General features: G+C 59.7%; 14 protein-coding genes. 5 read left to right on the top strand and 9 right to left on the bottom strand.

The genetic code is table 11. From position 1 onward, the window contains the following. Positions 1 to 182: 182 nt before the first annotated feature. Both waaA and GIW69_RS25360 read right to left on the bottom strand, forming a co-directional pair. On the bottom strand, positions 183 to 1,457 hold the full coding sequence (gene waaA / locus GIW69_RS25365; protein WP_236485516.1) for a lipid IV(A) 3-deoxy-D-manno-octulosonic acid transferase: 1,275 nt from the start codon (positions 1,455 to 1,457) through the stop codon (positions 183 to 185). 11 nt (positions 1,458 to 1,468) lie between these two features. Next, a complete protein-coding gene (locus GIW69_RS25360; RefSeq protein WP_236485515.1) occupies positions 1,469 to 2,371 on the bottom strand; it encodes a LysR family transcriptional regulator in 903 nt (300 codons plus the stop codon). 101 nt (positions 2,372 to 2,472) lie between these two features. On the opposite strand from GIW69_RS25360, the gene GIW69_RS25355 reads away from it, so the two are divergent. The 4 genes from GIW69_RS25355 (at position 2,473) to GIW69_RS25340 (ending at position 5,924) form a co-directional block, all read left to right on the top strand. Next, positions 2,473 to 2,805: a DMT family transporter gene (locus GIW69_RS25355; protein WP_236485514.1), complete on the top strand. Its 333-nt coding sequence runs from the start codon at positions 2,473 to 2,475 to the stop codon at positions 2,803 to 2,805. Between the two features lie 137 nt (positions 2,806 to 2,942). Further along, on the top strand, positions 2,943 to 4,118 hold the full coding sequence (locus GIW69_RS25350) for an FAD-dependent oxidoreductase (RefSeq protein ID WP_236485513.1): 1,176 nt from the start codon (positions 2,943 to 2,945) through the stop codon (positions 4,116 to 4,118). Further along, positions 4,115 to 4,927, top strand: a complete 813-nt coding sequence (locus GIW69_RS25345) for an aldo/keto reductase (RefSeq protein WP_236485512.1) — start codon at positions 4,115 to 4,117, stop codon at positions 4,925 to 4,927. Before GIW69_RS25350 ends, GIW69_RS25345 begins: the two co-directional genes overlap by 4 nt. A gap of 31 nt (positions 4,928 to 4,958) precedes the next feature. Then, a complete protein-coding gene (locus GIW69_RS25340) occupies positions 4,959 to 5,924 on the top strand; it encodes a metal ABC transporter ATPase (protein ID WP_236485511.1) in 966 nt (321 codons plus the stop codon). Positions 5,925 to 5,928: 4 nt separating this feature from the next. Here GIW69_RS25340 and GIW69_RS25335 read toward each other — a convergent pair whose 3' ends face one another. The 5 genes from GIW69_RS25335 to msbA form a co-directional block, all read right to left on the bottom strand. After that, the gene (locus GIW69_RS25335) at positions 5,929 to 6,729 is read right to left on the bottom strand and encodes a hypothetical protein (protein WP_236485510.1); all 801 of its coding nucleotides are present in this window, start codon (positions 6,727 to 6,729) and stop codon (positions 5,929 to 5,931) included. 32 nt (positions 6,730 to 6,761) lie between these two features. Continuing rightward, the gene (locus GIW69_RS25330; RefSeq protein WP_236485509.1) at positions 6,762 to 7,466 is read right to left on the bottom strand and encodes a hypothetical protein; all 705 of its coding nucleotides are present in this window, start codon (positions 7,464 to 7,466) and stop codon (positions 6,762 to 6,764) included. Continuing rightward, positions 7,466 to 8,440 carry a glycosyltransferase gene (locus GIW69_RS25325; protein ID WP_236485508.1) on the bottom strand — a complete coding sequence of 325 codons (975 nt, stop codon included), beginning with the start codon at positions 8,438 to 8,440 and terminating at the stop codon, positions 7,466 to 7,468. The genes GIW69_RS25330 and GIW69_RS25325 overlap by 1 nt, the downstream gene beginning before the upstream one ends. 129 nt (positions 8,441 to 8,569) lie before the next feature. Then, positions 8,570 to 9,991 (bottom strand): bifunctional D-glycero-beta-D-manno-heptose-7-phosphate kinase/D-glycero-beta-D-manno-heptose 1-phosphate adenylyltransferase HldE, encoded by a 1,422-nt coding sequence (gene hldE, locus GIW69_RS25320; protein ID WP_236485507.1) that lies wholly within the window; start codon positions 9,989 to 9,991, stop codon positions 8,570 to 8,572. Between the two features lie 225 nt (positions 9,992 to 10,216). After that, entirely contained in the window at positions 10,217 to 12,019 is a 1,803-nt protein-coding gene (msbA, locus tag GIW69_RS25315) for a lipid A export permease/ATP-binding protein MsbA (RefSeq protein ID WP_236485506.1), read from the bottom strand. A 154-nt stretch (positions 12,020 to 12,173) separates the two neighbouring features. Here msbA and GIW69_RS25310 point away from each other — a divergent pair, with 154 nt between their 5' ends. Then, positions 12,174 to 14,036: a bifunctional O-antigen ligase/aminoglycoside phosphotransferase family protein gene (locus GIW69_RS25310; protein WP_236485505.1), complete on the top strand. Its 1,863-nt coding sequence runs from the start codon at positions 12,174 to 12,176 to the stop codon at positions 14,034 to 14,036. Positions 14,037 to 14,079: 43 nt separating this feature from the next. On the opposite strand, the gene GIW69_RS25305 is transcribed toward GIW69_RS25310, so the two are convergent. Both GIW69_RS25305 and GIW69_RS25300 read right to left on the bottom strand, forming a co-directional pair. Further along, on the bottom strand, positions 14,080 to 14,964 hold the full coding sequence (locus GIW69_RS25305) for a glycosyltransferase (protein ID WP_236485504.1): 885 nt from the start codon (positions 14,962 to 14,964) through the stop codon (positions 14,080 to 14,082). 14 nt (positions 14,965 to 14,978) lie between these two features. Further along, positions 14,979 to 15,912: glycosyltransferase (locus GIW69_RS25300; protein WP_236485503.1), on the bottom strand; the 934-nt coding region annotated here is incomplete at its 5' end.

Raw genomic sequence — 15,912 nt, 5'->3', positions numbered from 1 at the left:
GAAGCGCGGTATCCAAACCGTCCCTGGTCTGTGCTCGCGAGAATGGCGGGCACGTTAGCAAGGCTGCCGGGGATGTTATGTAGGGGCGATCCCAGACCTGAGTAGGACGGTTCGCAAATATGAAATGAGCTAAGAGTTATCGACGCTCAATGGAGCTGCCGCAGACTGCGATCTTTTTGTTTTTAACGAATCAACCGCCCCAAACCGTCCAGCAAACGCTGCAAAGCGCCCTGATTGCGGCGCATCACGGCCAGTCCCGCATCGGCCATACGTTGCGCGTCGCGCGGCAGCTCGAACAGGCGCTGCACTTCCACTGCCAGCCCTTGCGCATCGTCGACTTCAGCCAACGCCCCGGCACTGCGCAGTTGCGCGGCGATGTCGAGGAAGTTGAACAAATGCGGGCCGCTGATCACCGGTTTCGCCAGGGCGGCTGGTTCCAGCAGGTTGTGACCGCCGTTCGGTACCAGGCTGCCGCCGACGAAGGCGCTGTCGGCCAAGGCATAGAGAAACAGCAATTCGCCCATGGTGTCGCCGAGCAGTACCGAGGTTTCGGCGTTGACGGGTGCACCTGTCGAACGGCGCACCGTGACGAAGTTTTCTCGCTCGCAGAGTTCATGAACCGCGTTAAAACGCTCCGGATGACGCGGCACCAGAATCAACAACGCATCGGGATGGCTGCCCAGCAACTGGCGATGGGCGCGCAAGACAATGTCATCCTCGCCCTCGTGGGTGCTGGCGGCGATCCACACCGGGCGCTCCAGCGCCTGCCACCCGCCGCGCAATTCGGCGGCGCGTTGCAGCAATTGCGGGTCGATGGTCAGGTCAAACTTGATCGAGCCCGTGACCTCCACCGTCTCCGGGCGTGCGCCCAAATCGCGGAAACGCTGGGCCTCGGTTTCAGTCTGCACGGCGAACAGGCTCATTTCGGCCAGCATCGGCGCGGTCAATTTGTTGAAGCGTCCGTAGCCTCTGGCTGATCGCTCGGACAACCGCCCATTAGCCAGCGCCACGGGAATCCCGCGTTTGGCGCACTGGTGAATGTGGTTGGGCCAGAGTTCGGTTTCCATGATCACCGCGAGCCTGGGCTGCACGCGATCAAGAAAACGCGCGGCGGCGCAAGGCAGATCGTAAGGCAGATAACAGTGCTGGATGCGCGGTTCATCGGCGAACAGGGCGTGAATGCGCTCCGAACCGGTTGGCGTCATGCAGGTCACGGTGATCGACAGCTGTGGATAACGTTGCAGCAAGGCGCGGATCATCGGCGCGGCGGCGATGCTTTCGCCCACTGACACAGCGTGAACCCAGATGCCGCCCGGTTTCATCGCCGGCAGGCCAATAGAGAAACGCTCGCCGATGCGTTTGGCGTAGGCCGGTGCCTTGCGCGAACGCAGCCATAGCCGAATCGCCACCAATGGCAGCCCCAGGTAAAACAGCGCGGTGTAGAGAGTTCTATTCATGGCGGCGGAGTTTATCGACTTTTGTGGCCAATCGCCTGCAAATGCACAGCAAAACGCTCCGCCAGCCAACGTGCGGCCGGGCCGAGCGGCTCGTCGCGGCGCCAGACCAGTTCCACCACCAGCGCTGGCGGCGTCCATTCGCTGACCAGCTCAACCATCAAGCCTTGATACGCCGGGTACTGCACCACATGACGCGGCAGCCAAGCCCAGCCGAGGTCGCGCACCAGCCATTCAGCCATCACGTAAAAGCTGTCCGCCCGCCATACGTGCGGGCTCGCCGGTTCGCTGCCGGGGTAAACGCTGGACTGCGTCGACATCAACAACTGCCGGTGCTGCGCCAGTTGCTGACAGCTCACGTCGGCCTGCGCCGCCAGCGGATGGCCGACGCCGCAGACGGTGACCATTTCCACACTGCCCAGCACGCGCCGCTCAAGCGCTTCGGGAATTTGATCGTGATAGAACAACAGGCCGAGATCGGCGCGGCGCTCGACCAATTTGCGTGCGACATCGCCCTGAGCAGCGCTGGTCAGTTGCACTTCCAGGCTGGGAAAACGTCCTGCGAGCGCTTCAAAACTATCGACAACGGCTTGATAGGGCATCGCTTCATCCTGCGCCACGCGCAGCCGCGCTTCCTCGCCGCGCATCATGGCCATGGCGCGACCGTTCAATCGCTCGCATTGACGCAAGACTTCCCGCGCCTCCTCCAACAGCGCTTCGCCCGCTTCGGTCAGGCTCGGCTGGCGGCCGCTGCTACGCTCGAACAGGCTGACGCCCAAATCATCCTCAAGCATGGCGATCGCACTGCTGACCGCCGATTGCGCCTTGCGCTGATCACGCGCCACGGCGGAAAACGAACGCTGCTCGGCCACGGCAACGAAAAGACGCAATTGCTCCAGATTCCATTGCATGTTCATGCGGCAACCCATCTTCAAAACCGATAGGTAATGACTTTACCGCATCTGGCGAATCACTAGAATGCCGACTCAGAAAGCAGCACCAACACGAGGATTTTCCCATGACCGCTTACTACTACCTGGCCATCGCCATCTGCGCCGAAGTGATTGCCACCGTTTCAATGAAAGCGGTCAAAGGCTTCAGCACGCCCCTGCCATTGATTTTGGTGATTTGCGGTTACGCGATTGCTTTCTGGATGCTGACGCTGGTGGTGCGCACCGTGCCGGTTGGCGTGGCTTACGCGGTGTGGGCCGGCATGGGCATCGTGATGGTCAGCGTGGCGGCGCTGTTCATCTACGGGCAGAAACTCGATGTGCCGGCAATCATGGGCATGGCGTTAATTGTGCTGGGCGTCGTGGTGATACAACTCTTCTCGAAAACCGCGGGGCACTAAAGCCAACCAAAATCCCTGTAGGAGCGGGCCGGCTCGCGCCTACATTGAACTGCGTGTTGCCTCTGTTGATGACCGACAAATTCACTGCTTGTTCGAGTCTGTATACTGCGCCCTCGTCTTGAACATGAGGTCTGCGCATGCCATCCGTAATTTCCACCGACGTGCTGATCGTCGGCGCTGGTGTCGCCGGCCTCTGGCTGAACGCGCGCCTTCGCCGCCAGGGTTTTTCGACCGTGCTGGTGGAAAGCGCCAGCCTCGGCGGCGGGCAGAGCGTGAAGTCGCAAGGGATCATTCACGGCGGCGCCAAGTACGCGTTGCACGGCGCGCTGACCGGCGCCTCGGAAGCCATCGCCGACATGCCGCGGCGCTGGCGTGAGGCGCTGGCCGGTAACGGGGAGCTGGATCTGTCCGGCGTGCGCCTGTTGTCCGAAGCGCACTATCTCTGGTCGCCCGGCACCCTGGCCGGCAATCTCAGCAGTTTTTTTGCCAGCAAAGCGGTGCGCGGGCGGGTCGATCAGGTCAAGGGCGAGGAACTGCCGCCCGCCCTGCAAGACAAGCGCTTCAAGGGCAAGGTCTATCGCCTCGCCGAACTGGTGGTCGATGTGCCGAGTCTGGTGGAGCGTCTGGCGGATCTCGCCGGTGACGGCCTGCTCGCCGGTAAAGTCATCGAACCGTTGCTCGACGCCAACGTACTGGTCGGCCTGAAGGTCGATGGCCGCGAGATCCGCGCGCAACGCATCGTGCTCAGTGCCGGTGCCGGCACCGCCGATCTGCTGACTGCCCTGGGCTTCAGCAAACCGGCCATGCAACGTCGCCCGCTGCACATGATCCTCGCCAAAGGTCCGGGCCTGAAACCGTTGTACGCTCACTGCCTGGGCGGCGGGACGAAACCGCGCATCACCGTCACCACCCACCCGGCAGCCGATGGCAATTGGGTCTGGTACATGGGCGGCGACATCGCCGAAAGCGACGGCGTTGCCCGCGAGCCTGCCGAGCAGATCGCCACCGCACAGAAGGAAATCGGTCAGTTGTTGCCGTGGATCGACCTGAGCACCGTGCAATGGGCAACCCTGCGGGTCGATCGCGCCGAGCCGCTGCAAACCGGCCTGACCCGTCCTGATCACGCGTTCCTCGCCGAAGAGGGCCGCTTGCTGGTCGGCTGGCCAACCAAACTGGCGCTGGCACCTGATTTCGCCGACCGCGTGATCGCGTCCCTGCAAAACGATGGCATCCATCCCCGCCCTGTCGAACCGTTGCCCGAACTGCCGAAGCCGCCGATGGCCATCCCTGCCTGGGAGCAATTGCTGCCATGAGCCTGCCGACCCTGCATGACTTTCATCGCCCATTGGGCAGCACCGGCCTGACGGTTTCGCCACTGGGCCTGGGCACGGTGAAACTTGGCCGCGACCAAGGCGTGAAATACCCCAAAGGGTTCACCATTCCCGACGACGACGAAGCCCGAATGCTGCTTCAGCAGGCACGGAACCTGGGCATCAACCTGATCGACACCGCGCCGGCCTATGGCCGCAGCGAAGAACGCCTCGGCCCGTTGTTGCGTGGCCAGCGCCTGGACTGGGTCATCGTCAGCAAGGTCGGCGAAGAATTCACCGATGGCCAGTCGCGCCACGACTTCAGCGCTGCTCACACTCGTCTGTCGGTGGAGCGCAGCCTGCAACGTCTGGAAACGGATTTTATCGACCTGGTCTTGGTGCACTCCGACGGCAACGACCTGGCCATTCTCAACGACAGCGACGTCTACGAAACCCTCGCGGCGTTGAAGGCCGAGGGCAAGATCCGGGGCTTCGGTTTTTCCGGCAAAACCGTCGAGGGCGGACTGAAAGCACTGGAGCAAGGCGACTGCGCGATGGTCACCTACAATCTGAACGAACAAAACGAGAAAGCGGTCATTGACTATGCTGCTGCCCACGGCAAAGCCATTCTGGTGAAAAAAGCCCTCGCCAGCGGTCATGTATGCCTGAGTCCGGGTGTCGATCCGGTACGCGCCAGTTTCCAGTTACTGTTTGAACATCCGGGGGTGGCCAGTGCTATCGTCGGCACGATCAATCCGCTGCACCTCGCCCATAACGTTGCGACCGTCGCCCAGGTCCTTCGTGGTCACTGACGCCGCCTCGCGGCCTTAAGCAGGAGCCGACATGCCGCGTACGCTCATCAGGAAGAACCCGAGCAACTTCAAGACATTGCCGCTGTTCGTCGAAGCGACCCCTGAAGGCCTGACCTATCAGAGCGTCGGCATGCCGCTGAATTTTGCCCAGACCTTGCAGCGCCGCCGGCCCGTCAGCGTGCCGGATACCGAGCGCTTCGCCGTGGAACTGGCCAACCTTGGCGTGTCGGTGCGACTGACCCTGCACTGGCAGAATCGCGACTATTGGGTGCTGGTGCGCCAGCGCCGGCAGGATCGCGGCGACGTGGTGCTCAAGTTGATTTCCGGCTACGTGCCTGCCCACGAACTGAACCTGCCGCTGCACACGGCGATCCAGGAAATAGCCGAAGAATGTCTGCTCGAAACGCCGGAGGGCTGGCTCGGCGGACGCTTCAACGACACGTGGCTACCCGCGCCCTATTCCGCAGCCTTGCATTACCGCGAAGCACTGCCGTTCCGTCTGACGCCGCTCTCGGGTTCGGCGCGGCCGATCCGCAGCGCCAATCTGCAACTGCTCGAACGGCCAAGGGCCTACGTGCATTTGCCGACCGCCTCGCTGCAACTGATTTATGACTTGCGTCTGGATGTGCCCAAGGAAGCCAAATCCCTGAGCCTGTTCCACGTCGATGAACGGCTTGAAGGCGATCAACTGGTCGCCCGCCTCGACCGCAAACGCCCGGATCTGTACTTGATGCCACTCAAGGACGGCGCGCCGGTTGCCGAGTTATATACCCTCAAGCGCGACAAACTGGTGCCAGCCAGCACGCGAGGACTTTATCTAGCGGAAAGTTTTGCGAGGCAGGAAGGCTGGGTGGTGCGCGACGAGCGGATTCGCTGGAAGGACTGGGTCGTCCAGCAGGGCTTGCAGCCAGCGAAAGCGCCGCGCCAGGGCCTCAAACAACTGAGCATCAAGGCGTTGAGGCTCGTCGGCCTGGCGAAGAAAACCGTGCGCAAATAGCCTGTCAGCGACGGCGATCCATCCACGTTCGCAACGTCGCAAACCAATGAAAATAACGATTCTCGCGCTTGCCCATGCCGCGCTTGGGCGAGAACGACTCTTCGGCGAATGCGCCGTTAATACGCACCCGGGACGCCTGGGTCGGCATCGTACAGATCCGCGCGCCGGCCTGTTGTAACGCGTACTTGAGCAAGCGCTCGGAATGCAGCTTGCGGCCCGTCGCCTCGCAGAACTCGAAGATGCGCTCGATACGCTTGCCGTAAGCCACGTAGGTATCACGGCCGCAAATGGCAAAGCGGTCATTCAAGCCGCCCCACCACTGCCAGTCCGGGATGTAAACAGTGTGGCTGCGGGCTTCGGGATGTTTGAACACGTAAGCGGGCAGTGCGGTGTGGAAGAAATTGTCCGGACGCACGAACACAACGAAATCCGGATCGAAAGGCTCGATCAGGGTCGTCACGGTGTGCAGCGAATTCAGTTGGTAAATCAGATTGCGCAACGAGGCGTAGTCGTCCGCCCAGGTATCGCCGAGCGACTTGACCCGCTCGAAGTCCCACCGCCCCAGCACGCCATCGGTGGACGTCAGCGAACCGGTCATCGACCCGAACGGCTGATAGTTGTCAGCCGCCAACTCACCTTGTTCGCCTGAGCGACTGTTCTGCACTTCATCGATTTTGTAGAGGTGATAGAAGCATTTCACGTCGCTGCCCGTAGGCAGTTGCGCCAAAACGTTCGCCTCGATGGAGGGGAAACAGATCGGCGAGTTCCTCGGAATCCCGAAAAAAGCCACTGCAATTTTCAACACTCAACAGCACCTTTTTGATAGTGACCCAGAACTCATTTGCGGCGCAGCAATCGTTGCCACCAACGGTGAGGTTGCAGAGGAACAACGATCACATCGGCCTTTTGTAGCCAGTCGCGCTCATAGTCCCACGCATGTCCGCCCCAGAGTTTTCCCGCTTCATTGGAAAAACCCAGCGTCATGAGCCGGTAGTTGTAGCCGGCATGAGCGCGCAGCCAGTCGAACACCACCAAGGCATTGAACCCCGTCGAAGGGCCGACATACCGCTTGCCGCCGGGACGATTCACCGGGTAGTTCCACAAGGGCGCCAGCGGAATGCGCTCGCGCAAAAGCGTCACGCCAGGCATCGGACTCATGTCCCCGGTGACGCCCACGAGCACCGTGAAACAGCGATCGAGCGAGCGGTCGAACAGGCGCTGCACCTGATTGCTGCAAGGCAGCCCGAAGAAATACGCGTCCGGCGCATTGAAGCCATGGACGAAGACATTGACGCTGCGAGGATCAAGCAATGGCGCTTTCACGCACAGATTGAAGCTGACCACGACGTCATCGACACCGACATTCAGCGCCTGGAAGTCGGCGGCGGTAATTGCCGGGTTGTTGGCGATCAGTACGACCCGAGGCGCGCGCTGCAAACACGCCTTCAGTGCCGGTGAAAATGCATCGGGAACAGATTGATGACCGCCGGGCAGCGCATCCAGCGCCATGTGTTCACCGGCTGGCGGCGATTGAAGCGCCATTACTCCGGCACCTTCATTCCATAGCGCGCTTTAACCCACCAGCGAGTGAATGCCGACGGCGGTTGCCACGGACGCATGTCACGCTGAATCTCGGTGGCGAGTGTCTGACCGACCCGAGCGAATGAATAACGACTTTCGGCAAAGGCCTGGCCGTTGCTGGCAATACGATCCGCCAGTTGCGGGTCGCTTTGCAGCAGTTTGATCTTTTCGACCGCCTCGTCTTCGCTGCGATAGAACACGGTGTTGTGCATGTCCTCGAAACCGAGCAACGTGTCCTCCTCACCCTGACTCCAGGCCAGAAGGACACAGCCGCACGCCATCGCTTCAAAGTTTTTGATCATGAACTCGTTCATGCCGATATCGGCACTGACGAAGATTCGAATGCGATTGAGGGTTTCCAGGTACTCGGCACCGGAATTGGTACGCGTCACAAGCATGCCGGTGCGCTTGGCGAGGGATTCGAGCAACGCCTTGCGATGGGCGTATTCGGTGCTTTTCAAACTGCCGAGAAAACCGACGGGAATGTCCCGCTCAGCGCGTGTGTTGTGCAACATCTGTTCGTCATAGCCCTTGGAAACGAACACCGTGTCGATGCCTTCGGCGTTCATTTTACGAGCGACCACCGCGCCGGACACCAGAGCCCGGCACGACGGGAGTCGCTTGTAGAGCCGTGAATACACACCGCGATATTTACTCTCCGGCATGTAGTTCTGGTAGGCGTCGTGTTCGAGAAAGATCAATCCCGGAATGCATTTGAGCACCCGCAGTTGCGGGACGAGGCGTTTGACGCGGGTGAAAATCACCACCCGGTCGAACGTCTGATAGTCGACAGACGCCAGGAACGGTCCCAGATTCATCTGTTGCTGCTTGCTCAGACGATAGACGAAACATTCCTCACAGGTCTGCTGCACGATTTCGTACAACCGATCGAGGATGACTCGCTGCTCGTCCATAACCAGGAGCATGACTTTCATAAATCAAATACTCGGCGGCAAAAGCAGGCAAGCGCATCGGATTGATCGCAGCCGGTATTGACAGACACGGTTGAATCCCCCCGGCTGAGCCTGCTCATGCGCATGTCACAACTTGGCTGGCCCTTCACATCAACGACTGCGGATCTTCTCGACAATCGCAGTTGTCGAGCTGTTTTCCACAAGACCCAGCACCTTCACGGTGCCGCCGTAAGCGGTCACGATGTCGGCTCCAACCACTTGATCGATGCCGTAGTCGCCGCCCTTCACCAAGACGTCCGGCTTGACCTCGCGCAGCAGGTTTTCCGGGGTGCCTTCAGGGAAGCTGATGACCCAGTCGACTGCGCCAAGGCCAGCCAGTACGGCCATGCGTCGATCAACGCTGTTGATCGGACGACCTGGCCCTTTCAAGCGACTGACCGAGGCATCGTCGTTGACCGCGACGATCAGACGATCACCCTGCGCCCGCGCCTGTTCAAGATAGGTCACATGACCGGCATGCAGGATGTCGAAGCAGCCATTGGTGAATACGATCTTTTCTTTGTGCGCCCGGGCATCGTCGACAGCCAACAATAGCTGCTCAATCCCCAGAACACCGCGCTCGGACCCTTCCTCACGCTGAATCGCACGGCGCAGTTCCGGCGCGCTGATCGCGGCCGTACCCAACTTGCCAACGACAATGCCCGCCGCCAGATTGGCCAGGGCCACCGCGTGGGGCAATTCTTCACCCGCCGCAATCGCTGCCGCCAAGGTGGAAATTACCGTATCACCGGCACCGGTCACGTCGAACACCTCACGGGCACGAGCCGGCAAGTGCAACGCGGGTTGATCCGGACGCAACAAAGTCATGCCGTGCTCGCCACGGGTGACCAGCAGCGCGCCGAGATCCAGATCATGCATCAGCGCCGCGCCTTTGCTCACCAGTTCGTGCTCGTCGACGCAACCGCCGACGATCGCCTCGAACTCGCTGAGGTTCGGTGTAATCAGGCTGGCACCACGATAAATGGAAAAGTCCTTGCCTTTGGGATCCGCCAGCACTGGAATATTGCGGGCCCGGGCGGCCTGGATCAGCGCCTGATGGTTCTTCAGCGCGCCTTTGCCGTAGTCGGAAAGCACCAGCACTTTGATGCCTTCGAGCAAACCGTCGACCTGCGCGCCCAGGGTCAGGGCATCGGTGGCGAACGGCTCTTCAAAGTCGATACGCAGCAATTGCTGGTGCCGGCTCATGACCCGAAGCTTGACGATGGTTGGCTGATGCGCGATTCGCTGGAACAGCGCGCGTACGCCCGCAGCCTTGAGACTGTTGTCGAGGCTGTCGGCGGCCTCGTCGTCGCCGGTCACACCGACCAGAGACGCCGGCGCACCCAGCGCTGCAATGTTCAGCGCGACGTTCGCGGCACCGCCAGGGCGATCTTCGATTTGCTCGACTTTTACCACCGGTACCGGCGCCTCAGGGGAAATCCGCGAGGTACCACCATGCCAGTAACGGTCGAGCATGACATCGCCGACCACCAAGACGGGGGCTTGATCGAATCGCGGCATCGACAACTTCATGGAGCAACCCATATACAAAATGAACAAGGGCGCGATATTAGCACAGGGTTGGCAAAGGCTTGCGCGACGGCGTCAACAGGATGAAACAACGCGCTTCAGTGCTCATTTTTTGAGCAAAAAAAATGATCCGAAACCGCTGGCAAGCCAACGACTGCAGATCATCTATGGGGCTGGAAGAGGTTGCGCAGGGAGATGAGCCCGCTCATCCCCCTGCATTGCGTCTCGTCAGGCGATGTCTTCGGCCGGAGCATCAAGGCCCATGGCGTTGAGGCGGGCGTAATAACCGTTCTGTGCTAACAGCTCGCCGTGAGTGCCGCGCTCGACGATCCGTCCCTGATCCATGACCAGGATCAGATCAGCCTTTTCAATGGTCGACAGGCGGTGGGCAATCACCAGCGTAGTACGACCTTTCATCACTTGATCCAGCGCTGCCTGGATATGCCGCTCGGATTCGGTGTCGAGGGCCGAGGTGGCCTCATCGAGAATCAGCAGCGGCGCGTTCTTGAGCAACGCACGGGCAATCGCCAGACGCTGGCGCTGACCGCCGGACAACAGCACGCCGTTTTCACCGACCTGGGTATCCAGCCCCTCTGGCAACTGCGCAATGAAGTCCATGGCGTAGGCATCGCGTGCGGCTTTCTCGATGTCTTCACGCGGCGCGCCGGCCAGATCGCCGTAAGCGATGTTGTTGGCCACGGTGTCGCTGAACAGCGTGACGTGCTGGGTGACCTGGGCGATATGCCGGCGCAGGTTCAGCAGTTTGTATTGCTCGATTTCCACGCCATCAACCAGGATTTCACCTTTGTTGTGGTGGTAAAAGCGCGGGATCAGATTGGCCAATGTCGACTTGCCGCTGCCGGAACGCCCGACCAGTGCCACCATCTGCCCCGGTTCGGCCGAGAAACTGATGTTGTCGAGTACCTGACGATCGGTATCGGGATAGGTGAAGCTCAGGTTGCGCACATCGAGGCGACCGGTGACGGCATCGCGCTCGACAGTGCCGTTGTCGACTTCCGGTGCCACATCCAGTTGTTCGAAGATACTTTCGGCACCGGCCACACCTTTCTGAATGGTCGAGCTGACTTCCGACAACTGGCGAATCGGCTTGGGCAACAGGCCAGCCAAAGTGATGTAGGCAACCATGTCGCCGGCCGATGCGTCGCCGCGAAGGTAAAGAACGAGGAACATCAGCACCGCCATGGCGCTGTAGATCACCAACTGCAGCATTGGCGTGTAGATCGCGCCGGTGCGGGTCATGCGCAATTGTTTGTCGGTGTTGCTCTGGCTGGCTTTCAGGAAGCGCTGCTCTTCATAGGTTTCGCCGCCGAAACTGCGCACTACGCGGTAACCCTGAATGGTTTCCGATGCCACATGGGTGACATCGCCCATCGCGGCCTGAATCTTTTTGCTCTGTTTGCGAAATTTCTTGCTGGCAGTGCGCACCATCACCGCAATCAGCGGCAGGATCGCGACCATCACCAGGGTCAGCTTCCAGTTCATGAACAGCAGCGAGGCAAACAGGAAGATCACCGTCATGCCTTCACGGATTACGACCTTGATCGCATCTGTTGCCGCCCCCGTCACCATCGTCACGTTGAAGGTGATGCGTGAAATCAGATGGCCGGAGTTATGCTTGTCGAAATACCGGTTGGGCAGCACGAGCAGGTTGTTGAACAGCTGAACGCGCAGGTCGTGCACCAGTCCGAGGGAAACCTTGGCCAGAAAATAGTTACCCAGATAAGATCCCAGCCCCTGCCACGCGGCGATCAGAATGATCAGCAGCGGTACAGCTTGCAGCAGCTGTAAGTCACGCAGGTAAGGGACAGTCGGGAACAACACGGCTTCAGGGTTGGACAACCCGTCGACGAAGTACTTGAGGATGTAACCAAGCATCGGTTGGGTCGACGCGAAAATCAGGAAACCGACGATGCTGATCAGGAACAGGCTGATATACGGCCGGACGTAGCCGAGCAGGCGGAAATAGATTTTCAAGCTCGAAGGGCTTGCGGAGAGACTGGAGTCGGTCATATCACGCGAAAGTCGATAAAAAGGACGCAGACTTTAACACAGCTTCTTCAGGGTTCTGGCAATCGGCGAAAGGCTGGTATTGTTAGGGATCTTTTTAAGCATCAAATAGCCATCAGTCGAATGGTCGATCAATTACAGGATTGAATCTCACAGCATGCAAGTTCGCGGCTTCAGCAGTACTTCCAGTCGAATCTTCGATTTCATCAGCCTGTGGATTCTTCCTCTCGGCTATCTTTTACTCCTTTGCGCGCTGTTCTTTTTGCCGGGACGCAGCTTGCATCACAAGCTGTTTTACGGACTGTTCAGCATCCCGACGTTGATCGCGCTGTGCTTGCGTCCGCGAGAGCTGAAAGACTTACTGCGCGAACCAATCTTTGTCGGAGTTCTGTTGTTCGCCGCCTGGGCGCTGCTCAGTCTGAGCTGGGGGCCAAGTGACGAGCCGGTCGGGCGAATGTTCAAACCCCCGATGCACATGCTGCTGCTGTTCGCCGGCTGCTATTTGCTGGTGCGCTACCGTAGCGAGATCCTTCAGCCTCTATTGTTCACCGCGGCCACAGTGGCGCTGATCGCCACGATCTGGTTCCTGTTCCAGTTTGCGCGCGTCTACTCGCCCGGCATGCGTCTGATCGGCGGCGGCGCCTTCGATAATCCGTTGTTGAGCTCTCACATGTTCGGCTTCTTTTGCGCCTATTGGCTGAGTTTGAGCATGACGTGCAGACGCGCCCGGATCCTCTGGCTCAGCGTGCCGGCCATGGCGATCATGTTTGCCGCCGTGATCGGCACCGGCTCGCGGACACCACTGGTGGCCTTGACCATGGCCGCATTGTGGCTGTGTTTTATCTGCTGGAACCGGCGCTCCCTGGTGATGGTCGGCGCCCTCGGCGTGAGCGCTATCGCAGTGTTCACCACGTTTGCGCAAATGATCATCGAGCGCGGGGATTCCTATCGCTTTGATATCTGGCAACTGGCGCTGCAAAAAATTGCCGACCACCCGTGGATCGGGCATGGCTATAACGCTGATCTGGCCATTGACCCGGGCCTTGGGGTCAACTTTCAGGAGCCCCACAGTTTTGTCTTGGGGGTTCTCTATTACGTCGGCATCTTCGGGCTGCTGCCCTGGCTGTTTTTTCACGCCTGGGGTTTGTTGAGCAGTTGGCGCTACCGTGTGCAACCGCTGCTGGTCATTGCTTCGACCTGGCTGGTGTTCGGCTTCGGCGCAGGGCTGACTGAAGGCGGCGGGATTATCTCGCGGCCCAAGGAGCACTGGTTCCTGCTGTGGATCCCACTGGCGTTGATTGCTGCATTGAGCATCAATCAACGGGCTCGTCGCTTGCTGACGATGCCGGTGAAGAAGCTGTCGGCGACAGACCTGCAACAGATGAGCCTCAACGCGCAGGTGATCGAAGAGGACGGCCTGGGCCCGAAAGTTCTGCGCCTCGAGGACGGCAGCTTTCTCAAGTTGTTTCGCCCTCGCCGCTGGTACACGTCGGGGGCTTTTAATCCTTACTCCGAACGTTTTGCCGTCAACAGCGAACAGCTGCGGCAGATGGGCATTCCGACGCCGCAGGTGCTGGATCTATATCGCCTTGTTGATGGCAGCAGCGCCGTTCAATACGAACCGCTGTCGGGCCATACGCTACGCCAGGTTTTGCAGAGCATCACGGCGCCAGCCGTGCGCCAGGCATTGGTGGAGCGGTTCGGCAAATTCATGGCCCAGCTGCATGAGCAAGGCGTGTATTTCCGCTCACTGCACCTGGGCAATGTGCTGGTGCTGGAGGATGGTGAATTCGGGCTGATCGATCTGGCCGACCTGCGCGTTTATCCTTCGCCCCTGAGCATCTCGTTGCGCCAGCGTAACTTGCGTCATATGCAACGCTACACCGTCGACAAACGCTGGCTGTTCGAGGATCACCTCGACGCACTGCTTCAAGGTTATGCCAAAACCGCGTCGCCATTGGCTGTGGATAAGTTGCACAGACAAGTGCTGGCCAGCAATGCGGCACCTCAGCCCCATTGATGTGAAAAAAAGGCCGCTCGCTCAAGGCGAGCGGCCTGGATACTCAGTCTTTTTCCAGCGGCGATAAATACATCCTCGCCAATCCGCGCCAGGTCTTTTTATTCCATGCCTTGAACGGGATCTGCGCCAGCAGCTCCCGTGCCAGCTTACGGTCTCGATTGGAAGCCTTGAGGAACATGGAGCTGAGAAACTTGTAGCGCACCGCGTCGTACTGCGGATGATCACTGAACAGCGCGTAGATGCGCAGAATGCTGTCGATCATGAACCGATGGTTCTTGTAGGAATTGGTGGCGTGCTTGCGATAGCGCGCCATCACCACGCTCAGACCGTCGATGAAGTAACCGGCACGGGTCACTTTCAGTTCGATCAGCAAGTCTTCCAGACGAATTTCCGGATCAAAGCCACCGACCTTGTCCAGCGCCTCACGGCGGATCATCAGCGTAGGTGCCGGCGGATAAGGCTTGCGCTCAAGAAACATGTCATCGAAGTCGATGCGGCGGAACGGCACGTCTCGCCGCTGACGCTTTTCCGGATACAGATTGCCGTCGGCATCGATCAGCTCGATATTGCCGGCACAGATACCCACTTCCGGTTTGCCTTCCATGTACGCCACCTGGATGGCGATACGATCGGGCAACATGATGTCGTCGGAACCGAACGGTACAACGAGACTGCCGCTGGAGCGTGCAATCGCACCGTTGAGCGTATTGGTCAGCCCCTGGTTTTCCTGAACGCGGAAGTCGAAACCGTGTTCCGCCTGCAACGCTTTGATGCGCTCGACGCTGTCATCCTTCGAACCATCATCGACGACCAGCAGCTCGATGTTCTTGTAGGTCTGATTAATGACGCTGAGAATGCTTTCTTCGATGTACGGGCCATGGTTGTACGACGCGATGATGACGGTAACGAGGGCTTGTGCATCGTTCATGGTTCTCTCTTCGTTCACGGCTGTTCCTTGCGGGCCTGCTCCAGGCCGGAATCGATCAGGTTGAGGTATTCCTGACGGAAGACCTCGATGTCATGTTCCGCCTGCAGATAGCGGTAGGCCTGCTCGCCCTTGGCCTTGAGGTCGTCATCGGATAATGCGAGATAGGTGTCCAGCGCCGTGATCAACGTCGGTACATCGGCCGGCGTAACCTCCAGGCCACCCGCGCCAGCAATCAGCGGACGCATGGCCGGCACACTGGAAGCGATCACCGGCAAGTGCCCGCTCATGCCTTCCAGCAGCGCCAGCCCCAAACCTTCAGCCAGTGACGGCATCGTCCACACGTCGAACGCACGCACGTATTGCAACGCGTTTTCCTTGAACCCCAGCAAATGAGCGCGTCCGGTCAGGCCCAGGCTTTCAATCTCGGCGGCCAGCGGGGCTTCGAGGCGACCGGCTCCAATAATTGCCAGTTGCGCATTCGGGTATTTGTCTTTCAGCGCCGCAAACGCTTGCAACAGATAGGTGTGGCCCTTGACCGTCACCAACCGCCCGAGCGCCCCGATCAGGCGCACGTCCGGGGCGATCCCGAGCATCTCGCGCGCGTGTTCGCGACGGTGCTGCAAACCCTCGGCCTGTTCGATATCGATGGCATTGGTGATGGCCCAGGTGTTGGCATCGGTGAAGCCGCAATCGCAGTCCAGCAGGTACTGCTTGACCGCCGGCGACACACCGACAAATCGCCAGTGCCGATCAATCAGGCGCTGGGTCTGGCGACGACGATAAAAACGGTCGTACTCGCCGAAACCGTGGGAAATACCAATGCACAACGGCACCTTCAGCCAGCGGTTGAGCGCCAGCATTATGTTCACTGGTTTGAAGCGGTTGCAGATCACCACATCGAACTTTTCCTGACGGCAGAACTTGTACAGCTGCCACATCACCTTCAAG

The organism is Pseudomonas syringae, assembly GCF_021605415.1.
GTDB classification, from domain to species: domain Bacteria; phylum Pseudomonadota; class Gammaproteobacteria; order Pseudomonadales; family Pseudomonadaceae; genus Aquipseudomonas; species Aquipseudomonas syringae_S.
The sequence above is the reverse complement of the archived record's forward strand: the minus strand, read 5'-3'. Positions and strand labels throughout refer to the sequence as shown.